The sequence below is a fragment of the Kribbella sp. NBC_00709 genome, from assembly GCF_036226565.1.
Classification (GTDB): Bacteria; Actinomycetota; Actinomycetes; order Propionibacteriales; family Kribbellaceae; genus Kribbella.
The window spans coordinates 3,196,589-3,216,778 of sequence record NZ_CP108996.1 but is presented as its reverse complement, the minus strand read 5'-3'; the positions used below and the strand labels follow the sequence as shown (position 1 = coordinate 3,216,778).

At 68.3% G+C, this 20,190-nt stretch carries 22 protein-coding genes; 10 read left to right on the top strand and 12 right to left on the bottom strand.

Going from position 1 to position 20,190, the window contains the following annotated elements:
• Positions 1 to 2: 2 nt before the first annotated feature.
• The 5 genes from OHA18_RS15845 to OHA18_RS15825 are packed head-to-tail and all read right to left on the bottom strand — an operon-like array spanning position 3 to position 4,898.
• The gene (locus OHA18_RS15845; protein ID WP_329004852.1) at positions 3 to 329 is read right to left on the bottom strand and encodes an L-rhamnose mutarotase; all 327 of its coding nucleotides are present in this window, start codon (positions 327 to 329) and stop codon (positions 3 to 5) included.
• A 10-nt stretch (positions 330 to 339) separates the two neighbouring features.
• Positions 340 to 1,407, bottom strand: a complete 1,068-nt coding sequence (gene rhaS / locus OHA18_RS15840; protein ID WP_329004851.1) for a rhamnose ABC transporter substrate-binding protein — start codon at positions 1,405 to 1,407, stop codon at positions 340 to 342.
• Between the two features lie 14 nt (positions 1,408 to 1,421).
• Positions 1,422 to 2,390 carry an ABC transporter permease gene (locus OHA18_RS15835; RefSeq protein WP_329004850.1) on the bottom strand — a complete coding sequence of 323 codons (969 nt, stop codon included), beginning with the start codon at positions 2,388 to 2,390 and terminating at the stop codon, positions 1,422 to 1,424.
• Positions 2,380 to 3,396, bottom strand: a complete 1,017-nt coding sequence (locus OHA18_RS15830) for an ABC transporter permease (RefSeq protein WP_329004849.1) — start codon at positions 3,394 to 3,396, stop codon at positions 2,380 to 2,382. Before OHA18_RS15830 ends, OHA18_RS15835 begins: the two co-directional genes overlap by 11 nt.
• Positions 3,393 to 4,898, bottom strand: coding sequence for a sugar ABC transporter ATP-binding protein (locus tag OHA18_RS15825; RefSeq protein ID WP_329004848.1), 1,506 nt, complete (start codon positions 4,896 to 4,898; stop codon positions 3,393 to 3,395). The genes OHA18_RS15830 and OHA18_RS15825 overlap by 4 nt, the downstream gene beginning before the upstream one ends.
• 193 nt (positions 4,899 to 5,091) lie before the next feature.
• Between OHA18_RS15825 and OHA18_RS15820 the strand changes: the two genes are divergently transcribed.
• Positions 5,092 to 6,168, top strand: a complete 1,077-nt coding sequence (locus OHA18_RS15820) for a LacI family DNA-binding transcriptional regulator (RefSeq protein WP_329004847.1) — start codon at positions 5,092 to 5,094, stop codon at positions 6,166 to 6,168.
• Between the two features lie 76 nt (positions 6,169 to 6,244).
• Positions 6,245 to 7,291 carry a lysylphosphatidylglycerol synthase transmembrane domain-containing protein gene (locus tag OHA18_RS15815; protein ID WP_329004846.1) on the top strand — a complete coding sequence of 349 codons (1,047 nt, stop codon included), beginning with the start codon at positions 6,245 to 6,247 and terminating at the stop codon, positions 7,289 to 7,291.
• Positions 7,292 to 7,293: 2 nt separating this feature from the next.
• Here the strand turns inward: OHA18_RS15815 and OHA18_RS15810 are convergent, their stop codons facing one another.
• A complete protein-coding gene (locus tag OHA18_RS15810) occupies positions 7,294 to 7,926 on the bottom strand; it encodes a TetR/AcrR family transcriptional regulator (protein ID WP_329004844.1) in 633 nt (210 codons plus the stop codon).
• Between the two features lie 101 nt (positions 7,927 to 8,027).
• Between OHA18_RS15810 and OHA18_RS15805 the strand changes: the two genes are divergently transcribed.
• From OHA18_RS15805 to OHA18_RS15795, 3 genes are all read left to right on the top strand, one after another.
• Positions 8,028 to 8,837, top strand: coding sequence for an alpha/beta fold hydrolase (locus OHA18_RS15805; RefSeq protein WP_329004843.1), 810 nt, complete (start codon positions 8,028 to 8,030; stop codon positions 8,835 to 8,837).
• 132 nt (positions 8,838 to 8,969) lie between these two features.
• Entirely contained in the window at positions 8,970 to 10,436 is a 1,467-nt protein-coding gene (locus tag OHA18_RS15800) for a hypothetical protein (protein WP_329004842.1), read from the top strand.
• A gap of 56 nt (positions 10,437 to 10,492) precedes the next feature.
• Positions 10,493 to 11,044, top strand: a complete 552-nt coding sequence (locus tag OHA18_RS15795; RefSeq protein ID WP_329004841.1) for a DUF4240 domain-containing protein — start codon at positions 10,493 to 10,495, stop codon at positions 11,042 to 11,044.
• A gap of 35 nt (positions 11,045 to 11,079) precedes the next feature.
• On the opposite strand, the gene OHA18_RS15790 is transcribed toward OHA18_RS15795, so the two are convergent.
• The 3 genes from OHA18_RS15790 to OHA18_RS15780 are packed head-to-tail and all read right to left on the bottom strand — an operon-like array spanning position 11,080 to position 13,358.
• Positions 11,080 to 11,745, bottom strand: a complete 666-nt coding sequence (locus tag OHA18_RS15790; protein WP_329004840.1) for a hypothetical protein — start codon at positions 11,743 to 11,745, stop codon at positions 11,080 to 11,082.
• Between the two features lie 36 nt (positions 11,746 to 11,781).
• A complete protein-coding gene (locus OHA18_RS15785) occupies positions 11,782 to 13,008 on the bottom strand; it encodes an RNA polymerase sigma factor (protein ID WP_329004839.1) in 1,227 nt (408 codons plus the stop codon).
• The gene (locus OHA18_RS15780) at positions 13,005 to 13,358 is read right to left on the bottom strand and encodes a YciI family protein (RefSeq protein ID WP_329006116.1); all 354 of its coding nucleotides are present in this window, start codon (positions 13,356 to 13,358) and stop codon (positions 13,005 to 13,007) included. The genes OHA18_RS15785 and OHA18_RS15780 overlap by 4 nt, the downstream gene beginning before the upstream one ends.
• A gap of 179 nt (positions 13,359 to 13,537) precedes the next feature.
• On the opposite strand from OHA18_RS15780, the gene OHA18_RS15775 reads away from it, so the two are divergent.
• The 3 genes from OHA18_RS15775 to OHA18_RS15765 all read left to right on the top strand — a co-directional run bounded on the left by OHA18_RS15775 (position 13,538) and on the right by OHA18_RS15765 (position 15,627).
• A complete protein-coding gene (locus OHA18_RS15775) occupies positions 13,538 to 14,932 on the top strand; it encodes an MFS transporter (RefSeq protein WP_329004838.1) in 1,395 nt (464 codons plus the stop codon).
• A 96-nt stretch (positions 14,933 to 15,028) separates the two neighbouring features.
• Entirely contained in the window at positions 15,029 to 15,184 is a 156-nt protein-coding gene (locus OHA18_RS15770) for a DUF6131 family protein (protein ID WP_329004837.1), read from the top strand.
• Positions 15,185 to 15,267: 83 nt separating this feature from the next.
• Complete coding sequence (locus tag OHA18_RS15765) at positions 15,268 to 15,627, top strand: YciI family protein (protein WP_329004836.1); 360 nt, start codon at positions 15,268 to 15,270, stop codon at positions 15,625 to 15,627.
• Here the strand turns inward: OHA18_RS15765 and OHA18_RS15760 are convergent.
• Positions 15,598 to 16,365, bottom strand: a complete 768-nt coding sequence (locus OHA18_RS15760) for an enoyl-CoA hydratase/isomerase family protein (RefSeq protein WP_329004835.1) — start codon at positions 16,363 to 16,365, stop codon at positions 15,598 to 15,600. The genes OHA18_RS15765 and OHA18_RS15760 overlap by 30 nt on opposite strands.
• 144 nt (positions 16,366 to 16,509) lie before the next feature.
• Positions 16,510 to 17,031 carry an ester cyclase gene (locus OHA18_RS15755; RefSeq protein ID WP_329004834.1) on the bottom strand — a complete coding sequence of 174 codons (522 nt, stop codon included), beginning with the start codon at positions 17,029 to 17,031 and terminating at the stop codon, positions 16,510 to 16,512.
• A 56-nt stretch (positions 17,032 to 17,087) separates the two neighbouring features.
• On the opposite strand from OHA18_RS15755, the gene OHA18_RS15750 reads away from it, so the two are divergent.
• Together OHA18_RS15750 and OHA18_RS15745 are read left to right on the top strand one after the other, a co-directional pair.
• Positions 17,088 to 17,735: a TetR/AcrR family transcriptional regulator gene (locus OHA18_RS15750; protein ID WP_329004833.1), complete on the top strand. Its 648-nt coding sequence runs from the start codon at positions 17,088 to 17,090 to the stop codon at positions 17,733 to 17,735.
• Between the two features lie 269 nt (positions 17,736 to 18,004).
• Positions 18,005 to 18,862, top strand: a complete 858-nt coding sequence (locus tag OHA18_RS15745) for an SH3 domain-containing protein (protein WP_329004832.1) — start codon at positions 18,005 to 18,007, stop codon at positions 18,860 to 18,862.
• 52 nt (positions 18,863 to 18,914) lie between these two features.
• Here OHA18_RS15745 and OHA18_RS15740 read toward each other — a convergent pair whose 3' ends face one another.
• Positions 18,915 to 20,183, bottom strand: coding sequence for an FAD-binding oxidoreductase (locus tag OHA18_RS15740; protein ID WP_329004831.1), 1,269 nt, complete (start codon positions 20,181 to 20,183; stop codon positions 18,915 to 18,917).
• Positions 20,184 to 20,190: the final 7 nt, after the last annotated feature.

Sequence of the window (20,190 nt, the reverse complement as noted above, 5' to 3'; positions counted from 1 at the left end):
GGTCAGTCCTCTTTCAGATGGAAGATCTCGGGCAGCAGCAGGAACGACTCGTCCGGCGGCCGGCCGTCTATGCCGGTGAAGAATTCGGTCATCTGGGCTTGCCAGCGGGTGTTGACCTCGGTCGCCACCATCGCCTTCTGTGCCGCCTCCAGGTCCTCGGACTCGACGTACCCGATCAGCAGGCCGTCGTCGCGGAGGAAGAGCGAGTAGTTGTGCCAGCCGGAGTCCCGCAACGCGGCCTGCATGTCCGGCCAGACGTTGCGGTGCCGGTCGACGTACTCCTCCAGGCGGTCCGGGCGGACCTGGAGACAGAAGCAGTAGCGGTTCACGAAGCGGTCCTCAGAAGTTGAACTGGTCGATGTTGGCGGCGGTGAACTCTGTCGGCGGGCCGAGGACGATCTCGCCGTCGGCGCCGATGGTGTACTCACCGAGCTTCCCGGCCTTGAACTTCTCGCCCTGGGCCCCGGTGATCTGCCCGGAGCTCAGCGCGGCGCCGGCGTACGCGGCCAGGTACCCGATGTCCGCCGGGTTCCAGAGCGCGAACTTCTTCACCGTGCCGTCCTTGACGAACTTGCGCATCTGGTTGGGCAGGCCGAGACCGGTGATCGCGACCTTGCCCTTGTAGCTGGACGCGCTCACGTAGCGGGAGGCGGCGGCGATGCCGACCGTGGTCGGCGAGACGATCACCTTGAGATTCGGGTACGACTGCAGCAGGCCCTGCGCCTCGGTGAACGACTTCTGGTCGTCATCGTTGCCGTAGGCAATCTTGACCAGCTTCAGCTTGGCATTCTCCGGCTTGGCCAGCTCGGTCTTCATCACCTGGATCCAGGAGTTCTGGTTGGTGGCGTTCGGGGTCGCGGACAGGATGGCGATCTCACCAGAACCGCCGGCCAGTTCGCTCGCCATCTTCACCAGGCTCTCGCCGATGCCCTGCGTGGTGGCCTGGTTGATGAACGCGTCCCGGCAGGTCTTGGCCGCGTCGGAGTCGAACGTGACGACCTTGATGCCGGCCTTGCGGGCCTGGTTCAGCGACGGGCAGACCGCGTTCGGGTCGTTGGCCGCGACCACGATCACGTTCTGCTGCTGCTGGATGAGCGTGTTGATGTAGCTGACCTGTGAGGACGCGCTGGCGTCGTTCGGGCCGACCAGCTTGTACTCGCCCTTGAGCTCACCGACCGCGACCTTGCCGCCGCCGACCTCGACATCGGTGTACGGGTTGTTCAGCTGCTTGGGCAGGTAGGCGATCTTCAGGCCCTCCTTGAGCGGGGCGTTCGGATCGGCCTTGCCCGCGGTGGTCGCCGGCGCCGCCGTGTCCTGCCCCTCCGTACTCGACTTCGTCGTACCGCCGCACGCGCTCAGTGCGAGCGCGAGGACGGCCAGCACCGCCAGGTTCTTCCGTTGAGTCATGTGGTTCCACCCCTTCAGGTACGACGCAGTCGGTTGGCGAGGTTGGGGCCGAGGACCGAGGCGATCAGCAGTACGCCGGTCACCACATTGAGGGCCTCGTTGGACACGTCGGACAGCCGCAGTGCGTTCTGCAGCGAGCCGAGGAGCACGACACCGGCGATCACACCGGGGAGCGCGCCCTTGCCACCGAAGATGGAGACGCCGCCGAGCAGGACCGCGGCGACCACGGCGAGCTCGAGCCCAGCGCCGTTGTCGGCGCGGGCACTGGAGTAGCGCAGCGTCCACAGCACGCCGGCGAGTCCCGAGACGAGACCGCTGGCGACGTACAGCCAGAACTTGAGCCGGCCCGGCCGTACGCCGGCGAATCGCGCGGCCTGCTCACTCGCGCCGACCGCGAACACGGCCCGGCCGATCGGCGTCGCATGCAGGACCACCCCGAACACGACGGCCAGGACGACGATGATGATCAGCACGTTCGGGATCGGCGAACTCCCGATCGTGCCGGTCACCCAGTTGGTGTACGCCGGCGGGAAGTCGGCGACCGCGCTGTCGCCGAGCACGACGAAAGCCAGCCCGCGGTACAGCGCGAGCGTGCCGATCGTGACCGCGAGCGACGGCAGGCCGAGGACCGTGACGAAGAAGCCGTTCACGGCACCGAGGACCGCGCCGAGCAGCAGGCAGAGCGGGATGATCGTCTCGATCGGCTGGTTCGCGTTCCACAGGTAGCCCATCACCGCGCTCGACAGGCCGAGCGTGCTGGCGACCGACAGGTCGATCTCGCCGGTGACGATGACCAGCGTCATGGGGAGCGCGATGATCGCGATCGGCAGGACGTCGAGGACCAGGAAGCCGAAGTTCTGCGAGGTGCCGAAGTTGTCCACGGTCGCGGCGGCGACGATCAGCACGACGACGGTGATCGCGATGATCGCGACGTTCCAGTTCGCGAACCGGGCCGCGCGGGTGGCGGTGAGCTCAGCTGACATGGGAGCCCCGCTTCTTCAGGCTCGCGGCGACCCGGGTGGCGACCAGGCGGTCGGCGCCGATCGCCAGCAGGATCAGCGCACCGACGATCGCCTGCTGCCAGAACTGGTTGATCTCGAGGACGGCGAGTGCGCTGCCGATCGTGGTCAGCAGGAGCGCACCCAGCGCGGCGCCCCAGACGGTCCCGCTGCCGCCGAACACGGCGACTCCGCCGACCACGACCGCCGCGACGACGTTCAGCTCGTAGCCGGTGCCGGCCGCCGCGTCGATCGTCCCGAACCGGGCGGCGAACAGCACGCCCGCAAGGCCGGCCAGCCCACCGCTGACGACGAAGGCACCGACGGTACGACGCCCGACCGGGATGCCGGCGAGCCGGGCGGCATGCGGGCTCGAGCCCATCGCGTACAGCTCGCGACCCATCCGGTAGCTGCGCAGGACAACTCCGGTCACCACGAGCACCAGAACCGCCAGCAGTACGAGGTACGGAATCCCGATCAGGGTCGCGTTGCCGAAGTCGAGAAACCCGGACGGCAGCTCGTCGGCGTTGATCTGGCTGCCGCCGGCCCAGAAGTACGTGACGCCGCGGACGACGTACAGCGTGCCCAGCGTGACGACGAGGGCGGGGACGTTGCCATAGCGGACCAGGACGCCGTTGAGCGCGCCGCAGACGACACCGACTCCGGCGCCGACCAGGAGTGCGAGCACCACGGGCAGGTTGTTGCCCTGCAGCAAGGTGCCGACGGTGAAGGCGCTGAGGCCGAGCACCGAACCGACCGAGAGGTCGATGTTGCGGGTGATCACCACCACGGCCTGGCCGACCGCCAGAACGGCCAGGATCGCGGTGTTGAGCAGGATGTCGCGGATGCTCTGCCCGGACAGGAACCGCGAGTTGGAGATCGCCGTCACCAGAACCAGGACCGCCAGCGCGATCACGATGCCGAGCTCGCGAGCCCGCAGTACGACGTCGAGCGAGGATCGCCGCGGGGCAGATAGTCCGACAGCGGTCATAGCGTCGCCTCTTGGCCGGTCGCGGCGAACATGACTGCTTCCTCGGTGGCCTCGGCGCGACTGAACTCCGCGACCAGACGACCCTCACGCATCACCAGCACGCGGTCCGCCATCCCGAGCACCTCGGGCAGCTCGGACGACACCATCAGCACCGCGACGCCGTCGGCCGCCAGCGATGACATCAGCCGGTGGACCTCGGCCTTGGTGCCGACGTCGATCCCCCGCGTCGGCTCGTCGACGATCAGCACCTTGGGCCTGGTCGCGAGCCACTTGGCCAGCACGACCTTCTGCTGGTTGCCGCCCGAAAGCGTCCCGACCTCGTCGGAGAGCCGTCCGTACTTCGTCTTCAGCCGGTCGGTCCACTCCTTCGCCGAACGCCGTTCCCGGCTGCCGGTGAGGAACCCGAGCTGCGACAGCGATCGCGACCGGGGCAACGTGACGTTGCGCTCGATCGACAGCTCCATCAGCAAGCCCTGCTGGCGACGGTCCTCCGGTACGAGCGCGACACCGGCGGCCATCGCCCGCTTCGGTGAACCCGGCGGCAGGACCTTGCCGCCGACCTCGACCGTGCCGGAGTCGCGCGGGTCGACGCCGAAGATCGACTGCACGACCTCGGACCGGCCGGATCCGACCAGGCCGGCCAGCGCGACGATCTCGCCGGCGCGGACCTCGAACGACACGTCGACGTACACCGGGTCGCGGGTCAGGTTGCGGACGCTGACGGCGACGGCGCCGGGCTCGACGTCCTGTTTGGGGAAGAGGGCGCCGAGGTCGCGGCCGACCATCTTGCGGACCATCCCGTCGACGGTGATGTCGCTCAGCAGGTCGGTCGAGACGTGCCGCCCGTCGCGCATGATCGTGACCCGCTGGCAGAGCGCGGTGAGCTCCTCGAACCGGTGCGAGATGAACATCAGCGCGGCGCCGTCGTCGCGCAGCGACCGCGCGACCGCGAACAGCCGCTCGACCTCGACCCCGGTCAGCGCCGCGGTCGGCTCGTCCATCACGACCACGCGGGCGTCGGCCGACAGCGCCTTGGCGATCTCGACCAGCTGCTGGTCGGCGATCGACAGACCCCGGGCCGGACGGTTCGGATCGATCGACACACCGAGGCGGGCGAACAGCTGGGCGGCCTGCCGGACCATCGCGGCGCGGTCGATGGTTTTGAAACGACCCAGTGGCTGACGGCCCATCGCGATGTTCTCCGCGACTGACAGGTCGGGGAAGAGCGTCGGCTCCTGGTAGATGACGGCGATCCCGGCAGCCTTGGCGGCGGCCGGGGTGGTCAGGTCCTGGGCGTGACCGTCCAACTCGATGCTGCCGGCGTCCGGGCGGTGCACTCCGGCCAGCATGTTCACGATCGTCGACTTGCCGGCGCCGTTCTCACCGACCAGGGCGTGCGCCTCACCGCCGTACAGGTCGAAGGAGACGTCCCGGACCGCGGCGACCGCTCCGAACGACTTCGACACCTCCCGAACCCGCAGGATCGGCGCACCGTCGGTCATGGTCACCTCCGTCCCGGGCGAGGAGTTTGATGAAAGGTTTCAACAGGGTCCCATGACGCTAAGCGTGGTGCCCGGTGGCCGTCAAGAGGTTGCCCACGTTTCGCGGCCGATCCCGGACTGGCGACGCGGAGAATCTGCACGGAGCGGGTATTCTTCGGCAGCTAAGACGTTTCAAGTGCGCAGGGAGGTTCTCGTGTCGGTGGATGATGCGGAGGCCCTGCCCGAGCGGACCAGGCGGCGCCGTACCCCGAAGCCGCACGCGGCCGGAGTGAAGGCAGTGGCCGCCGCGGCCGGGGTCTCACTGGGGACCGTCTCCAACGTGCTGAACCGGCCCGAGGTGGTCAGCCCGCTGACCCGCGCGAAGGTCGAGGCGGCGATGGCCTCCCTCGGCTTCGTCCGGAACGAGTCGGCGCGGCAGCTGCGCGCGGGATCCAGCCGGATCCTCGCCTACGTGATGCTCGACGCCGGCAACCCGTTCTTCACCGACGTCGCGAAGGGCGTCGAGGAGGCGGCCCAGGCGGCCGGGCTCTCCGTCTTTCTCTGTACCAGCAGCGAGGACGCCGACCGCGAGGCGGCGTACCTGGATCTGCTCGAGCAGCAACGGGTGCAGGGCATCCTGATCACGCCCATCGACCAGAACTCGTCCCGCCTGCGCAAACTCCCCTCCCGCGGTACGCCGGTCGTCGTGGTCGACCGCGCCCTCGACGACGCGGAGCACTGCTCGGTCGCGGTGAACGACGTACTGGGTGGTGAGCTCGCGATCTCGCACCTGCTCGAGCTCGGTCACGAGCGGATCGCGTACGTCGGCGGCCCGAACACGATCGGCCAGGTCGTCGACCGGCGCGAGGGCGCCCGCCGCGCGCTGCGGACGGCCGGGAAGCCGGCGGCGGACCTGATCGAGCTGACCACCGGCGCGCTCACCGTCGCCGAAGGTAGGGGCGCAGGGCAACGACTTGCCGGCCTTCCGGCGGACCGCCGGCCGACCGCCGCGTTCTGCGCGAACGACCTGCTGGCGTTGGGATTGCTGCAGCAGTGCGTGAGCCTCGGGCTGCGCGTCCCGGAGGATCTCGCGATCGTCGGGTACGACGACATCGAGTTCGCCGAGGCCGCCGCCGTACCGCTGACGTCCGTGCGCCAGCCGCGGCAGCTGCTCGGCCGGACCGCGGCGGAACTGTTGCTGGACGAGTCGTCGAACCCGGACCACGAACACCAGCGCGTCACATTCACGCCTGAGCTGGTCGTCCGGACGTCAACGCGCGGGACTCTCTGAGCCGCTGTCCACAGCCCGGCGCGAGGTGGTCGCGCTATGGTGACGAGGCGAGTGGTTCTCTTGGGCGAGGTGAGTCATGCGCGTCGCTGGCGTGGGTTTGGTGCGGCGATGGGGCGGCCGCGCTGTCGGCCTGGCGATCACGGGCGTCGGCCTGTACATCGTGGCGCCGAGCATCCTGTCGCTCTTCGGAGCCTGGCCACGCCTCGCGGATGTGAATCCGTGGTGGTTCCCGGTCCTTGTGATCCTGCAGACCTGCAGTTTCGCCGCACTGTGGTGGCTCGCCAGGCTGGCCCTGACCCCTCACACCAGGGACCAAGTCACTACGGGGTGGGGAACTATCGCCACAGCGCAGCTGGCCGGGAACGCGGCCAGCAAGGTTCTTCCCGGCGGTGCGGCCACCGGCAGCGTCCTTCAAGCCAGGCTCTTGATCCGAACCGGACAGCCGGCCGCGGTCGTCGCCTCCGCCTTGACCGCGATCGGCTTGATCACGACCGGCGTACTGTTGCTGCTCCCCGTGCTGACAGTCCCCGCCGTCCTGATCGGTCCACCTCCGGCCCGGCAGCTCGAGCTCGGCCTTCTCGTCTCGCTGATCATGGCGGCCGTCATCGTCGGCTTCGGAGTGGCCGCGCTCACCTGGCCGCGGTTCGTGGTGCTGGTCGGTCGCGGCGCCGGGCACGTCATCCATCTCGTCCGGCGCAGTGTCACCGCCGACAGCTGCGCCGCATTGCTGGTCACGCAGCGGGATCGGGTTGCGGCCGCGTTCGAGGGACGCTGGTGGCAGGCGGCCCTGGCGGCGGCAGCGAACCGGATGTTCGACTACGCCGCTCTGGTAGCCGCACTGGCAGCTCTGGATGTCCGCGCGCGCCCTTCGATGGTGCTTCTCGCCTATGTCGTCGCCCAGGCCCTCGCGATGATCCCGATCACGCCGGGTGGTCTCGGCTTCGTCGACGCCGGTCTCACCGCGCTTCTCGTGCTGATCGGCATCAGTCCGGACGCCGCCCTCATCGGGACACTCCTGTATCGGCTCGCCTCCTTCTGGCTGCCGATCCCGGTGGGCCTGCTGGCCTGGACGGGCTGGCGGATCCACCTGCACATCACCAGTCCGGCGGGCGATGACGAGTAGCTTCAGACGCCGTACGCAGCGAGGAAAACCTCGACTGCCTGGTCGGCGAGGTTCTCGAGCTCACCTGGCTTCGGGCGCTGGCGGGTGCCGGCGAACATGGCGCGGTTCATCGGCTTGTACATCACCAGTCCGGCGAACTGGTACGCCGCGAGCGTCGGGTCGTCGAGCGGCTTGAGCAGACCGCGGTCGCTCAATCTCGTCAGCGCCTGACCCAGCGCGTCGAGCGACCCCTCGAAACCGCTGTTGAACCAGGCCCCGCAGACCTCGGGGAAACGGTCCGCCTCCGCGATCACCAGCCGGCGCAGTTGCAGCACGTTGTCGGCGGTCAGGCTCTGGAGCAGCCGATGAGCCAGCGCGCGCAGGGCTTCCCGGGCGTCGGCGGCCCCTTCGAGCGTGTCGACGTACGCCTGCAGGAGGCCGTCCAGCAGCTGGTCGCTGGTGCCGAGGACGATCTCGGCGAACAGGCGCTCCTTGTTCTCGAACTGCTTGTAAACGGTCTGTTTGGAGACGCCGGCGTTCGCGGCGACCTCGTCCATGCTCGCGCCGAGGTACCCGTGCTGGAGGAACGCCGTGGTCGCGGCGACCAGGATCGCGCGGCGTTTGCGCGGCGTCCGGCCCTCGAGCTGCTCATCCACTCTCGGTCCTCCTTCGATGCGATTCCCGAAATCATACTAGACAGTCCAGTTCTCTTCTGAGTACTGTACGGTCTAGTTCCCTGCCACGCGAGGAGAAGACCATGAGCACCGTGACATCGGCCGACGGCACCACGATCGCGTTCGACGCGTACGGCGAAGGCCGGCCGCTGATCCTGATCGACGGCGCCACCGCGCACCGGGCCGTCAACCCCGCGAACGCGGAGGTCGGACAGCTGCTGAGCGACGAGTTCCGGACGTACGTGTACGACCGGCGCGGGCGCGGCCAGAGCACCGACACCGCGCCGTACGCCATCGAGCGGGAGATCGAGGACATCGCCGCGCTGATCGAGGACGCCGGTCGGCCTGCCATCCTGTTCGGCTGGTCGTCCGGCTGCCTGCTCGCCCTGGACGCCGCCGCGGCCGGCCTGCCGATCGCCGGACTGGTCCTCTTCGAGCCGCCGGTCGTGGTCGACGACGTCCGCCCGCCGTTGCCGTCCGACTACGTCGAGCAACTCGACGCCTTCGTCGCCGAGGGCCGCCGCGACCAGGCCGCCGAACTCTTCATGACCGCCGCCGCCGGCCTACCGGCAGAGGCCATCCCCGGAATGAAGCAGTCCCCCTACTGGGCCCCCGTCGAAGAGATCGCCCACACCATCGCCTACGACGGCCGCATCATGGGCACCACCATGTCCGGCAACCCACTCCCCACGGACCGCTGGTCCACCGTCAAGCTCCCCGTCCTCGTCCTCCACGGCGACAAAACCTGGCCCGCCCTCTCATCCGGCGCCCAAGCCATAGCCACCCACCTCCCCACCGCCACCCTCCAACCCATCCCCGGCGAAAACCACAGCACCGCCCCCGACACCCTGGCCCCAGTCCTCCGGACCTTCGCCAACGAGGCTGTGAAGTAACGGAGAGATCAGAATCCAGCCTGACCCTTCACGTTGTGTGATCAGAGGCGTAACGTGCCGAACTCGACGGGTGATCACGGTGATGCGGGCCTGTGGGGGGTCTGCCGGGGCAAAGCCCGTGGGGGGACAGCAATGGCAGAGGAAACCTGGCATCAGGCACGCCTGATACCGACGTCGGGAATCAGCGGCGCCGACGAGCAGGAACGCCGTGCCACATCGGCCTTGCTCGCGGTCATGTCGTCGGTGCGCGAGTTCGGCCGCGTACTGACGCAACCGATGGGCGCGCCGGCCGGCCAACTGGAGACGTACATCGAGGTGCCGTTCTACCTGGGTGAACGGCGCCTCTACCCGGACGGACTCCTGCGGGCCCGCCGCGGGCAGAAGGAATGGACGGCGCTCGTCGAGGTGAAGACCGGCGTCAACACGCTGGAGGCGGAGCAACTCGAGGCCTACCTGGACATCGCCCGCGAGCAGGGTTTCGATGCCCTGGTCACGATCTCGAACGAGATTCCAGCGGTCGCCGGACTGCACCCGACGAAGGTCGACAAACGCAAGCTCAAGCGGGTCGCGCTGCACCACTGGTCCTGGTCGATGGTGCTGGCGGAGGCCGTGCTGCAGAAGGAACACCGAGGCGTCGCCGATCCCGATCAGGCCTGGATCCTTGGTGAGCTGATCCGGTACCTCGAACACCCGCGGTCCGGCGCACTGCAGTTCGACGACATGGGCCCTTCGTGGGTGACGACGCGGGAAGCCGTTGCTTCAGGCACTCTCCGTCCCGGCGACAAGTGCGCTCCTGAGGTGGCCGCGCGATTCGATGCGCTGCTCAGGTACGTCAGCCTCCAGCTCGGCCGGAAGCTCGGTGACGATGTCACACCCGCGCTGTCGCGGAAGGAGCTGGCCGAGCCCGAGCTGCGCTCGCAGTCGCTGGTGCAGTCGATGAGCACGCAAGGCACATTGCACGGAGCGATCAACATCCCGAACGCGGTCGGGCCGATGGTCGTCACGGCCGACCTGCGAGCAGGCGCTGTCACCTGTCACGTCGACCTCGCGGCGCCCCGGGACGGCCGGGCCACGACGCGCGTGAACTGGCTGCTCCGCCAACTCCGGCACGCCCCGGACTCGACGAGGCTCGAGGCGTTCGTGATGCACGGTCGCGGAGCGGGTACTGCGGAGTTGCTGCGTGCTGTCCGTGATCAACCGGCCTTGCTGATCGAGGACCCGAAGAAGGAACTGCGCTCGTTCCGCATCGCGCTGGGAATGCCGCTCGGTAGCAAGCGCGGACGCGGCCGTGGGTCGTTCATCGACTCGGTGGAGAACGCGATCAACACGTTCTACGGCGACATCGTGCAGGACCTGCGGGCCTGGACGGCAGTCCCGCCGCGGCTGCGCGAGGCGCCGGAGCAGCCGGAGGAGCGACCGTCGTTGACCTCGACAGCGCTGTCGTCACAGGACGGAACCGAATCCGGCGAGGCCGCGAGCGGCCCGACCGACGAGAGCGAACTCTCCGTGACCTCCGACGGCCTCGAGGAGGCGACCGAACCACTCGATCAGCCGAGCCTCGCAACCGACCGAACCGAAAACTCAGTGCCGTCCATCTGAAGATCATCCTCGATCAGCGCTCCCGTTGGACCCGGGGTCGGTGAGATGGTTTGGGGGTGGACAGGGATGGGTTCTGGGGTCTTGTCGAGGATGCTCGGGCCTCGGTGGATGACACCGTGGCTGATCCGGACGGGGTTGCGGACGCGTTGACCAAGGTTCTGGGCGCGGCGGAGGCCGAGGAGATCGCCGGGTTCGGGGTCGAGCTCGCGCGGTTGCAGGTCGAGTCGTACCGGTGGGATCTGTGGGCGGCGGCGTACCTGATCAACTCCGGTGCTTCGGAGGACGGGTTCGATTCGTTCCGGGGGTGGTTGATCGCCCAGGGGCGCGAGGTGTGGGACGCCGCGCTGGCGGGCCCGGACTCGCTCGCGGACGTGGTCGACGAGGACCGGCCGGAGGGGTTCGAAGGGTTCGACGGCGAAGGGATGCTGCACGTCGGCAGTCACGCGTACAAGAACGTGACCGGCGACGAGGCGGCGTACTGGAAGGCCGTCGACGCGGACGCCCCGGACACACCCGACCTACCGGTCGGCAAGGAGATCGACTTCGACGACGAGGACGATCTGGTCACGCACCTGCCCCGACTGGCAGCGCTGTACCTCGACAGCTGAGACGAGCCGAGACGAGCTGGGACGAGCTGCGGCGGCTAGGCCGGCTCTCCGCTCAAGCGTTCGATGGCGGTGCGCAGGCGGCGGCGCCAACCGGCCTGCCCGGCCTCCTCGTCAGCAGCGGCGAGGCTGACCAGGTGCTGCGCCATCTCGAAGCCCTCGGCGGTCTGCGGCTCTACCTCGGCCAACGCCGGCTGCGGCTCGTCATGGTCGTACCCGAGCGACTTGTTCGCCCACCCGAACCCGTCCGGCACCAGCAACTCCGGTACTAGCGACTCGTGGCTGAGCGACGTCAGCTCCTTGTCACCGTTGCCGATGCTGAAGATCGTCGTACCGCGTCGTCGTACGTCGCTGATGCGCTCCAGCAACGTGTCGGCCGGATTGTCCTCGGCGACCACCAGCAGCGACTCACCACGACCTGAGTCCCGCAGCCGGTCCAGACCGATGGCGAGGTGCGGCGGTGCGCCCGGCGGCGGCGCCCAGCGGACCAGCGACGGCCGGGCGTCCTCGATGCCGGCCCGGTGCAGCTCGTCGTCCAGGTGCGCGGTCAGGTGCCAGGGCTCGTCGTCGACCGGCCCGAACAGCATGAGCCCGCTGCGTCTGGTCGTGAACCGCCGCAGTGCATAGCCGAACTCAGTCGTCCGGCTCCCCAGCTCAGTACCGCTCAGCATCTCCCGGAGGAGTGAGGCCCTGGTGAGATCCACCCCTCCAACCTGACACATCCACCGGGGCGGCGCGACTCAGGCCAGCCGGTCCGCCTTCGACTGCAAGTAGTTCCGCTCCGGCACACTCGTCGTACGCCGGGCCGCCAGCAGATAACTCTCCCGCGCAGCAGCAACGTCACCGGACATCTCGAGCAGATGGGCGCGGACAGCCTCGAGCCGGTGGTTCATCCGGTCGTCAGCCTCGAGTGGTTCGAGTACGGCGAGGCCCTCCTCCGGACCGACCGCCATAGCGACCGCAACCGCGTGGTTGAGCTTCACCATCGGGTTGTCGACCAGCTGCTCGAGTACGTCGTACAGCGCGACGATCTGGCGCCAGTCGGTGTCGTCAGCGTGCTCAGCCGTGTCATGCACTGCAGCGATCGCGGCCTGGACTTGGTACGGCCCCAGCTGCGAGCGGGACAGCGCATCGGTCACCAGAGCTTCGCCCTCGACGATGGTCGCCTTGTTCCACTTCGACCGGTCCTGCTCGGCCAGCGGAACCAGCGAGCCCTCCGGCCCGGTCCGCGCGGGACGGCGCGCGTCGGTGAGCAGCATCAGCGCCAGCAGCCCCGCCATCTCACCGTCGTCCGGCAGGAGCTTCCGCACACCGCGCACGAGCCGGATCGCCTCGGTGGTGAGCTCCGCACTGTGCAACGAAGTACCGGATGACGCCGTGTAGCCCTCGTTGAAGATCAGGTAGAGCACGTGCAGTACGGCGCCCATCCGCTCGTCCCGCTCCGCTTCGGGCGGCATCTCGAACGAACTGCCTGCCTGCTTGATGCTCCGCTTCGCCCGGCTGATCCGCTGCGCCATCGTTGCCTCCGGCACCAGAAAGGCGGCCGCGATCTGTGCAGTGGTGAGACCACCCACGGCACGCAACGTCAGTGCGATCTGCGATGCAGGTGACAGCGCTGGGTGGCAGCAGAGGAACAAGAGTGTCAGCGTGTCGTCCCGGCCACCCGGATCGTCGATCTCCGGGCCGGAGGCAACGAACTCCTCCGGTGCGGAGAGCTGGGCCGCATTCTCCTCCCGCCGTCGTCGCGCCGACTCGCTGCGGAGCAGATCGGTCAGTCGGCGCGACCCGACCCGGATCAGCCAGCCACGCGGGTTGTCCGGCACGCCCTCGGTCGGCCACTGTTGCGTGGCCGCGAGGAGTGCCTCCTGGACCGCCTCTTCGGCCAGATCGAAGTGGCCGTAGTGCCGGACCAGCGCGCTGAGCACCTGCGGCGCCTGCTCTCGCAGCATCGGCTCGAAGTCATTCACATCTCTAACCCAGACGCATCCATCACGGGTCGCACCTCCACCGCGACGTACTCCGCGTCCGGCATCCGGGCCGCGTACCCGATCGCCTGGTCGATGTCGTCGCACTCCACGAGGTAGAACCCGGCCAGGTGCTCCTTCGCCTCGGCGTACGGCCCGTCCGTGGTGGTCGTGGTCTCGTCACGCACCTGCACGGTCCGCGTGGTGATCGGGTCGGCCAGACCGGCCGCGCTGACCAGTAGCCCCTGCTCGGTCAGCTCTCGCGTCAGCGTCTCGTGCGCAGTGGTCAGCCCTTCGCGTTGCTCGGCGGACAGGCTCGCCCAGCTCTCGGGGTTGCTGTAGATCAGCAGCATGTACTTCACAGGCACCATCCTGGCCCTCGCGGAGGCCCCTGTGACCCCCTGTCACCCGGTACGTCGAAACAAGGCGGCCGAACTTCGACAGATCCGGAATGTCGAACTCGTCCCGGTCAGCACCGACGTCTCCCCCGAGTGACGCTCAGCCGGGCGTCCCGGCGTACAGGAGATGTCTGATGGTTTCGCACTCGAAGCGCTGGCTGGCGCTCGCACTGCTCTGTCTGACCGGTTTCATGATCATCCTGGACGCGTCGATCGTGCTGGTCGCCGTGCCGTCGATCGAGCGTGAGCTGACGTTCTCGACCGGCGGGGTGCAGTGGGTGCCCAGCGGGTACGCACTGATGTTCGGCGGCCTCCTGCTGCTCGGCGGCCGGATCTCCGACCTGCTGGGTCGCCGGCGCGTGTTCATGACCGGACTGCTGCTGTTCGCAGGGTCCTCCCTGCTGTGTGGGTTCGCGTGGAGTGGTGACGCGCTGGTCCTCGCACGCGGTCTGCAGGGCGCTGCGGCCGCCGTACTGGCGCCGAGTGCGTTGTCGATCGTGATGACCACCTTCCCGTCCGGTCCGGATCGCAACAAGGCGCTCGGCATCTGGGGCGCGACCAGTGGGGTCGGAGGTACGGCGGGATCGCTGATCGGCGGCCCTGTGACGGACGGACTCGGCTGGCAGTGGATCTTCTTCATCAACGTGCCGGTCTGCGTGCTGGTCTTCGTACTGGCGCCGATGCTGCTGCTCGACAGCCGTGGACCGGGACGCCGCGGTTTCGACGTCACCGGCGCAGTCACAGTGACGACAGCACTCATCGTCCTCGTGTACGCCGTGATCGAGGCACCCGAGTCTTCGGCAACAGGGACCGTAGTGCTCTTCGCCCTCTCGGCACTTCTGTTCGCAGTGTTCGTGCTGGTGGAGAAGAGGTCGGCCGCACCGCTGGTACCGCTGCGGATCTTCCACTCGCGCGCACTGGTCGGCGGCAACCTCATCACGATCGCCTGGGGCCTGGCGGCGTTCGGACTCAACTTCGTCTACACGCAGTACGCCCAACTGGCGTTGGGTGCGTCAGCGGTCCGCTACGGCCTTATGTCCGCCGTACTCGCCGCTGCTGCGGTCGTCGCCTCCATCATCGGCCAGCACCTCGTCACCCGGGTCGGAACGCGATCAGTCGCGTTTGTCTCGCTACTGATCGCCGGAGTCGGTACGACGCTCATGACTCAGCTGACGGTGGGCTCCGGGTACTTCGAGCTGGCCTTCTGGGGCCTGACGATCTTCGGCGCCGGACTGGGCGCCGGTACGGTCGCAGGTTCCATCGCCTCACTCAGTGACGTACCTGGCGAGGACTCGGGTGTCGCGTCCGGACTGCAGAACGCCAGCTTCCAGATCGGCGGTGCGGTCGGCGTCGCAGTGGTCTCCGCGGTAGCGACAGGCAGTATGTCGGGAACCACGCCGACGGATCTGACGCACGGGTACCGGGTCGCGTTCGCAGCTGTGTGGTTCTTCATCGCGATCGGTCTGGCCGGCTGCGGTCTGCTGCTCACGCGCAAGCGCGCGCTCCGGCTCGAGCCAGTGGCGTCATGACATCAAACAGTTGTTGGAGGTTCGGAGTACGAAGCGTGGGCACCTGGTTCGGGTGGCTGCCAGCGACCGCCCGGCGGCCTTCTAGAAGGAGGCTTCATGCTCATCCTCGGTTTGATCCTGCTGATTCTGGGATTCTTGCTGAGCATCCCGATCCTGTGGACCATCGGCATTGTGCTGCTGGTGGTCGGAGCAGTGCTGTTCCTGCTCGGATCGACGGGCCGTGCAATCGGCGGCCGCAAGCACTGGTACTGATCCACGCTCGACCTAGTCGGCAGGACCCCGCGGACCACACAGGTTCGCGGGGTTCTGTCCGTCGGCGTCGCTACGGTGAAGCCATGAAGTACGTCGTGATGATCTTCCGCAGCCTCGACCGCACGTGGACCGAGGCTGACCAGCAGGCCGTCGTCCTGTTGACGCGGCTCAAGCGGGAGCTTGCCGAGTCCGGTGAGCTGGTCAGCTCGGAGGGCCTGCTGCCGCCCGAGGAAGGACGGATCGTGCAGATCCGCGCTGGCGAGCAGGTCGTCACCGACGGACCGTTCGGCGAAGCGAAGGAGCAGCTCGCCGGGTACTTCCTGGTCGACGCCGACGACGACCGCGCGCAGGCGATCGCGGCGCAGGTCTCGGCCGTGGTCGGCGACCGGGTCGAGCTCCGCGGCACGCTCATCTCATCGGGGATGCCAGACGAACCTCGGTGAGCGCTTCTGCGTGAAGGCGTCGATCCCTTCCGCGAGTTCACCGGACGCGATCGTCTCGCGATACCGCCGTACCGCTGCCGCATCGGCGTCCACACCGGCCAGCAGGGCGTTCACCGACTCCTTGGCCGAGCGGATCGTCAGCTGCGACCGCGACACCAACGTGGCCGCGAACGCCTCGGCCGCCGCCATCGGATCGTCGGCCACGCGGTCGACCAGGCCTTTCAGCTCGGCCTCGTCCGCGGTCAGCAGGTCCCCACTGAAGAGCAGGTACTTCGTCGTCGCCGGACCGACCAGGTCGAGCAGGACCTTGATCGCGGCCGGTGGATAGACGACCCCGATCCGGGCCGGCGTGACCCCGAAACTCGCGTCCCGGGCGGCGAACCGGAAGTCGCAGTTCACCGCGATCTCCAGACCGCCGCCGATGCAGTGCCCGCGGACAACCGCGATCGTCGGCTTCGGGAACTCCCGCAACGCCGCTTGCGCCCGCAGGTTGAACGCCCGCAGCTCGGCCATCGGATCGGCCGGGTCGGCCCCGGAGATCAGCTCCCGGATGTCCGCGCCGGCCGAGAAGCTCGGCCCTTCACCGGTGACGAGGAGGACCTTCACCTCGTCGTCACCGGCCAGGTCCGCGAGCAACCCGGGCAGCGCCTCCCACATCGCCCGGGTCAACGCGTTCCGCTTCGCGACCCGATCGATCACCAACCGGGCAACCGCCCCACGCTCGATCCGGAAGTTCACTCGGGCAGTCAACCAGTAACGACTGGCGGAGCGCCGCGCGCTGGGTCACACCCGGATCTCCAGGCCATCACAATCGCTCCCTCCAACGCGACGGCTGTGCGGGAGACGGCGTACGCGCCGATTGTGATGGCCTGGAGATCCACCCTATGCCGCTCGTTTGGCGTGGGACTTCGCGCGGGCCATCCGGAACAGGTACGCCGGCGTCGGTGGCACCCACCCGAGCTGCTGCGCCTGGCCGAGGTCGTCGCGGTTGGCCCAGTGCTCCGCGACCTTCCCGTCCTCGATCCGGAACCAGTGCGACTGGGTGATCGCGAACATCTTGCCGGTCGGCGGGAACGCGGTGTCGACGTCGCCGTCGGGGGTGTAGACGACGAACGGCGCAACATGCCGCCCGCTCATCGTCGAGTTCACCGCCACCAAGTTGCCGTCGGCAATGACATGGTGGATGTCGTACGCCAGCCGGTCGAACGCGGTCCGCAGCCACAGCGCGGTGGCGTAGAAGCCGGCCGGTCCACCGACCCGGCACTCCGGCGGCTCGACCCTGCCCTCGCGGTTCACCGCACCCGGACGGATCAGCTCGTCGAAGTCGGACCGCTCCCCGTCGGCCATGATCAGGATGCTGCGGATGGCGATCGCACCGGCCGACACGCCTGCTGTCGTACTCATCGTTGCCCCCAATAATTCGATACAGTTGGACTGTACTCAAAAGAATGGGAGCTGGAATGGCGGACGTCAAGAGGAACTACAACGCCGCTTCCCGGCGGGAGCGCGCCCAGGAGCGCCGGCGGGACGTCGTGATCGCAGCGCAGGAGCTGTTCGAGGCGGACGGGTTCCAGGCGACGACGATCAGCGCGGTCGCGCGGCGGGCCGGCGTCTCGGCCGAGAGTATCTACAAGGGGTTCGGCACCAAGGCGGCACTGGCCAAGGCGGTGTTCGACTTCGTGATCGCCGGCGACGACGAGCCCGTGCCGATCGCACAACGGCCCGGATCGCTCGCCATCCAGGACGAACCCGACGTACGCCGGAAGATCCGGATGTACGTCGCCGGCCTGGTCGATCGGCAGCAACGCTCGGCGCGCGTGCAGATCCTGATCCGGGACGGCCGCCACGGCGACGAGACCTTGCGAGAGACCTGGCAGACCCTGCTCGACGAGCGCCTGGCCGGGATGACCATGTTCGGCCGCCACCTGCTCGAGACCGGCGATCTCCGCCCCGGGATCACCCTCGAGGAAGTCGCGGACGTGCTGTGGACGTACATCTCCGTCGAGCTCTACGAGCTGCTCGTCCTGCTCCGCGGCTGGAGCCCGGAGCGGTACGGCGACCACGTCGCGACCGCGATCACGACGGCGATCTGCCCACCAAGCGTTTGATCTCGAACCGGTTACATCCGGATAGCGGGCGAATCACGGTCCCAACGAGCCTGTGGATGTTCGTAATGCGTTAAGACCGAGGGCCGATTCGAACCGGCGCGGCGAAGTGTGCTTGACTCCTCCGGTCGATAACGTTTTGGTCTCGGCAGATTGGGTTCGACAAAGTGGCTGAAGGACGGCATAGACAGGCGCGGCACCGCCAACCGCGCAAGAAAGTGATCCAGCCAGGTCTCGCGAAGGTAGTGATTCCCGGCGCGGCAGTGGCCTTGGTGGCCACCGGATCGGCCGCCGCACTCCCCGCTCAGCACGTCAAGCTCGACCCGTCGATCGCCAGCTCGTCCCTGCAGCTGTCGCGCGACACCACGATCAGCCGGGACGCTCTGCGTCCGCCGATCAGCACCACCTCGGCGACGCCCAAGCCGACGGCCTCCCCGACGGCGAAGCACCTGAAGAAGCAGGCGCCGATCCCGAAGCCGACCTCGGCGAAGACCCGGGCCGCGGCGGACCTGAACGCGCCGGCCCCGAAGATCAGTGGCACGAAGTACACCACCACCGATGTGAACCTCTGGTCGCTCCCGCTCACCGGCCTCCTGCTGGACGTGCTGCCGAAGGGCACCAAGGTCTCGGTCACGGGCAAGGTCGACGGCATCTGGGCCGAGGTCGTCAGCGACGGCAAGTCCCGCTGGGTCAAGGCGCAGTACCTGTCCGCGACCAAGCCGGTCGCGAGCGTCGTCGGCGCCATCTCCCAGGCGGCTTGCAAGTCCGGCTCCGCCATGGAGGAAGGTCTGACCCAGGACGCGATCCGGGTGCACCGGGCGATCTGCGCGATGTTCCCGGACATCTCGACGTACGGCGGTCTGCGGTCCGGTGACAGCGGTTCGGAGCACTCGAGCGGCCGCGCGGTGGACATCATGATCAACAGCTCGTCGGAGGGTCAGGAGATCGCCGACTGGCTGAAGGCGAACTACAAGAAGCTCGGTGTCAGCCAGCTGATCTGGGAGCAGCACATCTGGACGGTGCAGCGCAGCAGCGAAGGCTGGCGCGCGATGGAGGACCGCGGCGGCGCGACCGCGAACCACATGGACCACGTCCACGTGTCCGTCTACGGCAACTCCGGCACGGTCTGATCCCACGCAGAGCGGTCCGGTCTCCAGTCCTTCCGGAGACCGGGCCGCTTCGTTATGGCCGGATGTTCGCGTTCAGGTGGAAGAAGTTCGAGGGGTCGTAGGCGCGCTTGACCTCGCGCAGCCGGTGCAGGTCCTTGGCGTCGTACGCCGTGTCCGCGCGGCCCGGGTCGCCGAGGAAGTTCACGAACGTCCGGCCCGAGCTCGGCAGACCGGCGACCTCGCGGTCGATGATCAGCGAGTACGACGCCTGCCGGTGACCGACCGGTCCCGCGCCGGGTCCGGGGTTGGCCATCGCGCCACCCCAGTGCCGTACCTCGACCGTGGCGTCCTCGAGTTCGGTGACGACGTCGATGACCTCGTCGGTCAGCGTGTCCAGGAAGTCGAGGTGCCGCGCGGGCGTGCCGCCCATCGCGGCGTCGGCGTACTCGATCGTCTGCAGTTCGCCGGCGAGACGCTGACCGGCTGTTGCGAACAGCGGCTTGAGCAGGTGTTCGGCGAGATCAGCGGCACCGGCGTACATGACCTTGATCGCGACGGCGCGCTGTTCGGTGCCAGGGACGCGGGTCAGGACGACCGCGGTGCTCAGCTCGTTGGGGATCGTCGAGGTCCAGTCGCGGTAGCAGCGCAGGATCGCGGCGGCGCGGTCGATGCCGTAGTACACGATGCCGGCGTGGACCTGGCGGACCGCGTGCAGGCGGAACTCGAGCGAGGTGACGATGCCGAAGTTGCCGGTGCCGCCGCGGATCGCCCAGAACAGGTCCGCGTGGTGCTCGGCGCTCGCGGTGACGGTACGTCCGTCCGCGGTGACGACCTCGGCCCGGATCACGCTGTCGGCCGCGAACCCGTACTTGCGGGCCAGCCAACCCACACCGCCGCCCAGCGTGTATCCGGTGACGCCGACGTCCCGGTGTGAACCGGACAACGGGGCGAGACCGAACCGGCGAGCCGCGTCGAGCACAGCGCCCCAGCGAGCGCCAGGCGCGACCTTCGCGATCCGCCGCTCCGGGTCGATCAGCACCGACGTCATCGGCGTCGTCTTCAGCAGGATCCCGCCATCCGCCGGTACGCGCGTCCCGTGCCCGGTCGCCTGTACCGCAATAGGTACGCCGAACTCGCGAGCGGTCCGCACTGCCGCCTGTACGTCGGTCCGCGCGTACGCCTCGGCGACCAGCAGCGGCCGCGAGTCCACGGACGGGATCACGGACCGCCGCTGCTCGTCGTACTCGACCTCTCCGGGCAGCCGGACGGCACCGTTGAACCCCGCCCCCAACAGTGCCGCCACAACGTCACTGGCAACCGCTGCAATCGCCTGCGTAGACATCTGATCC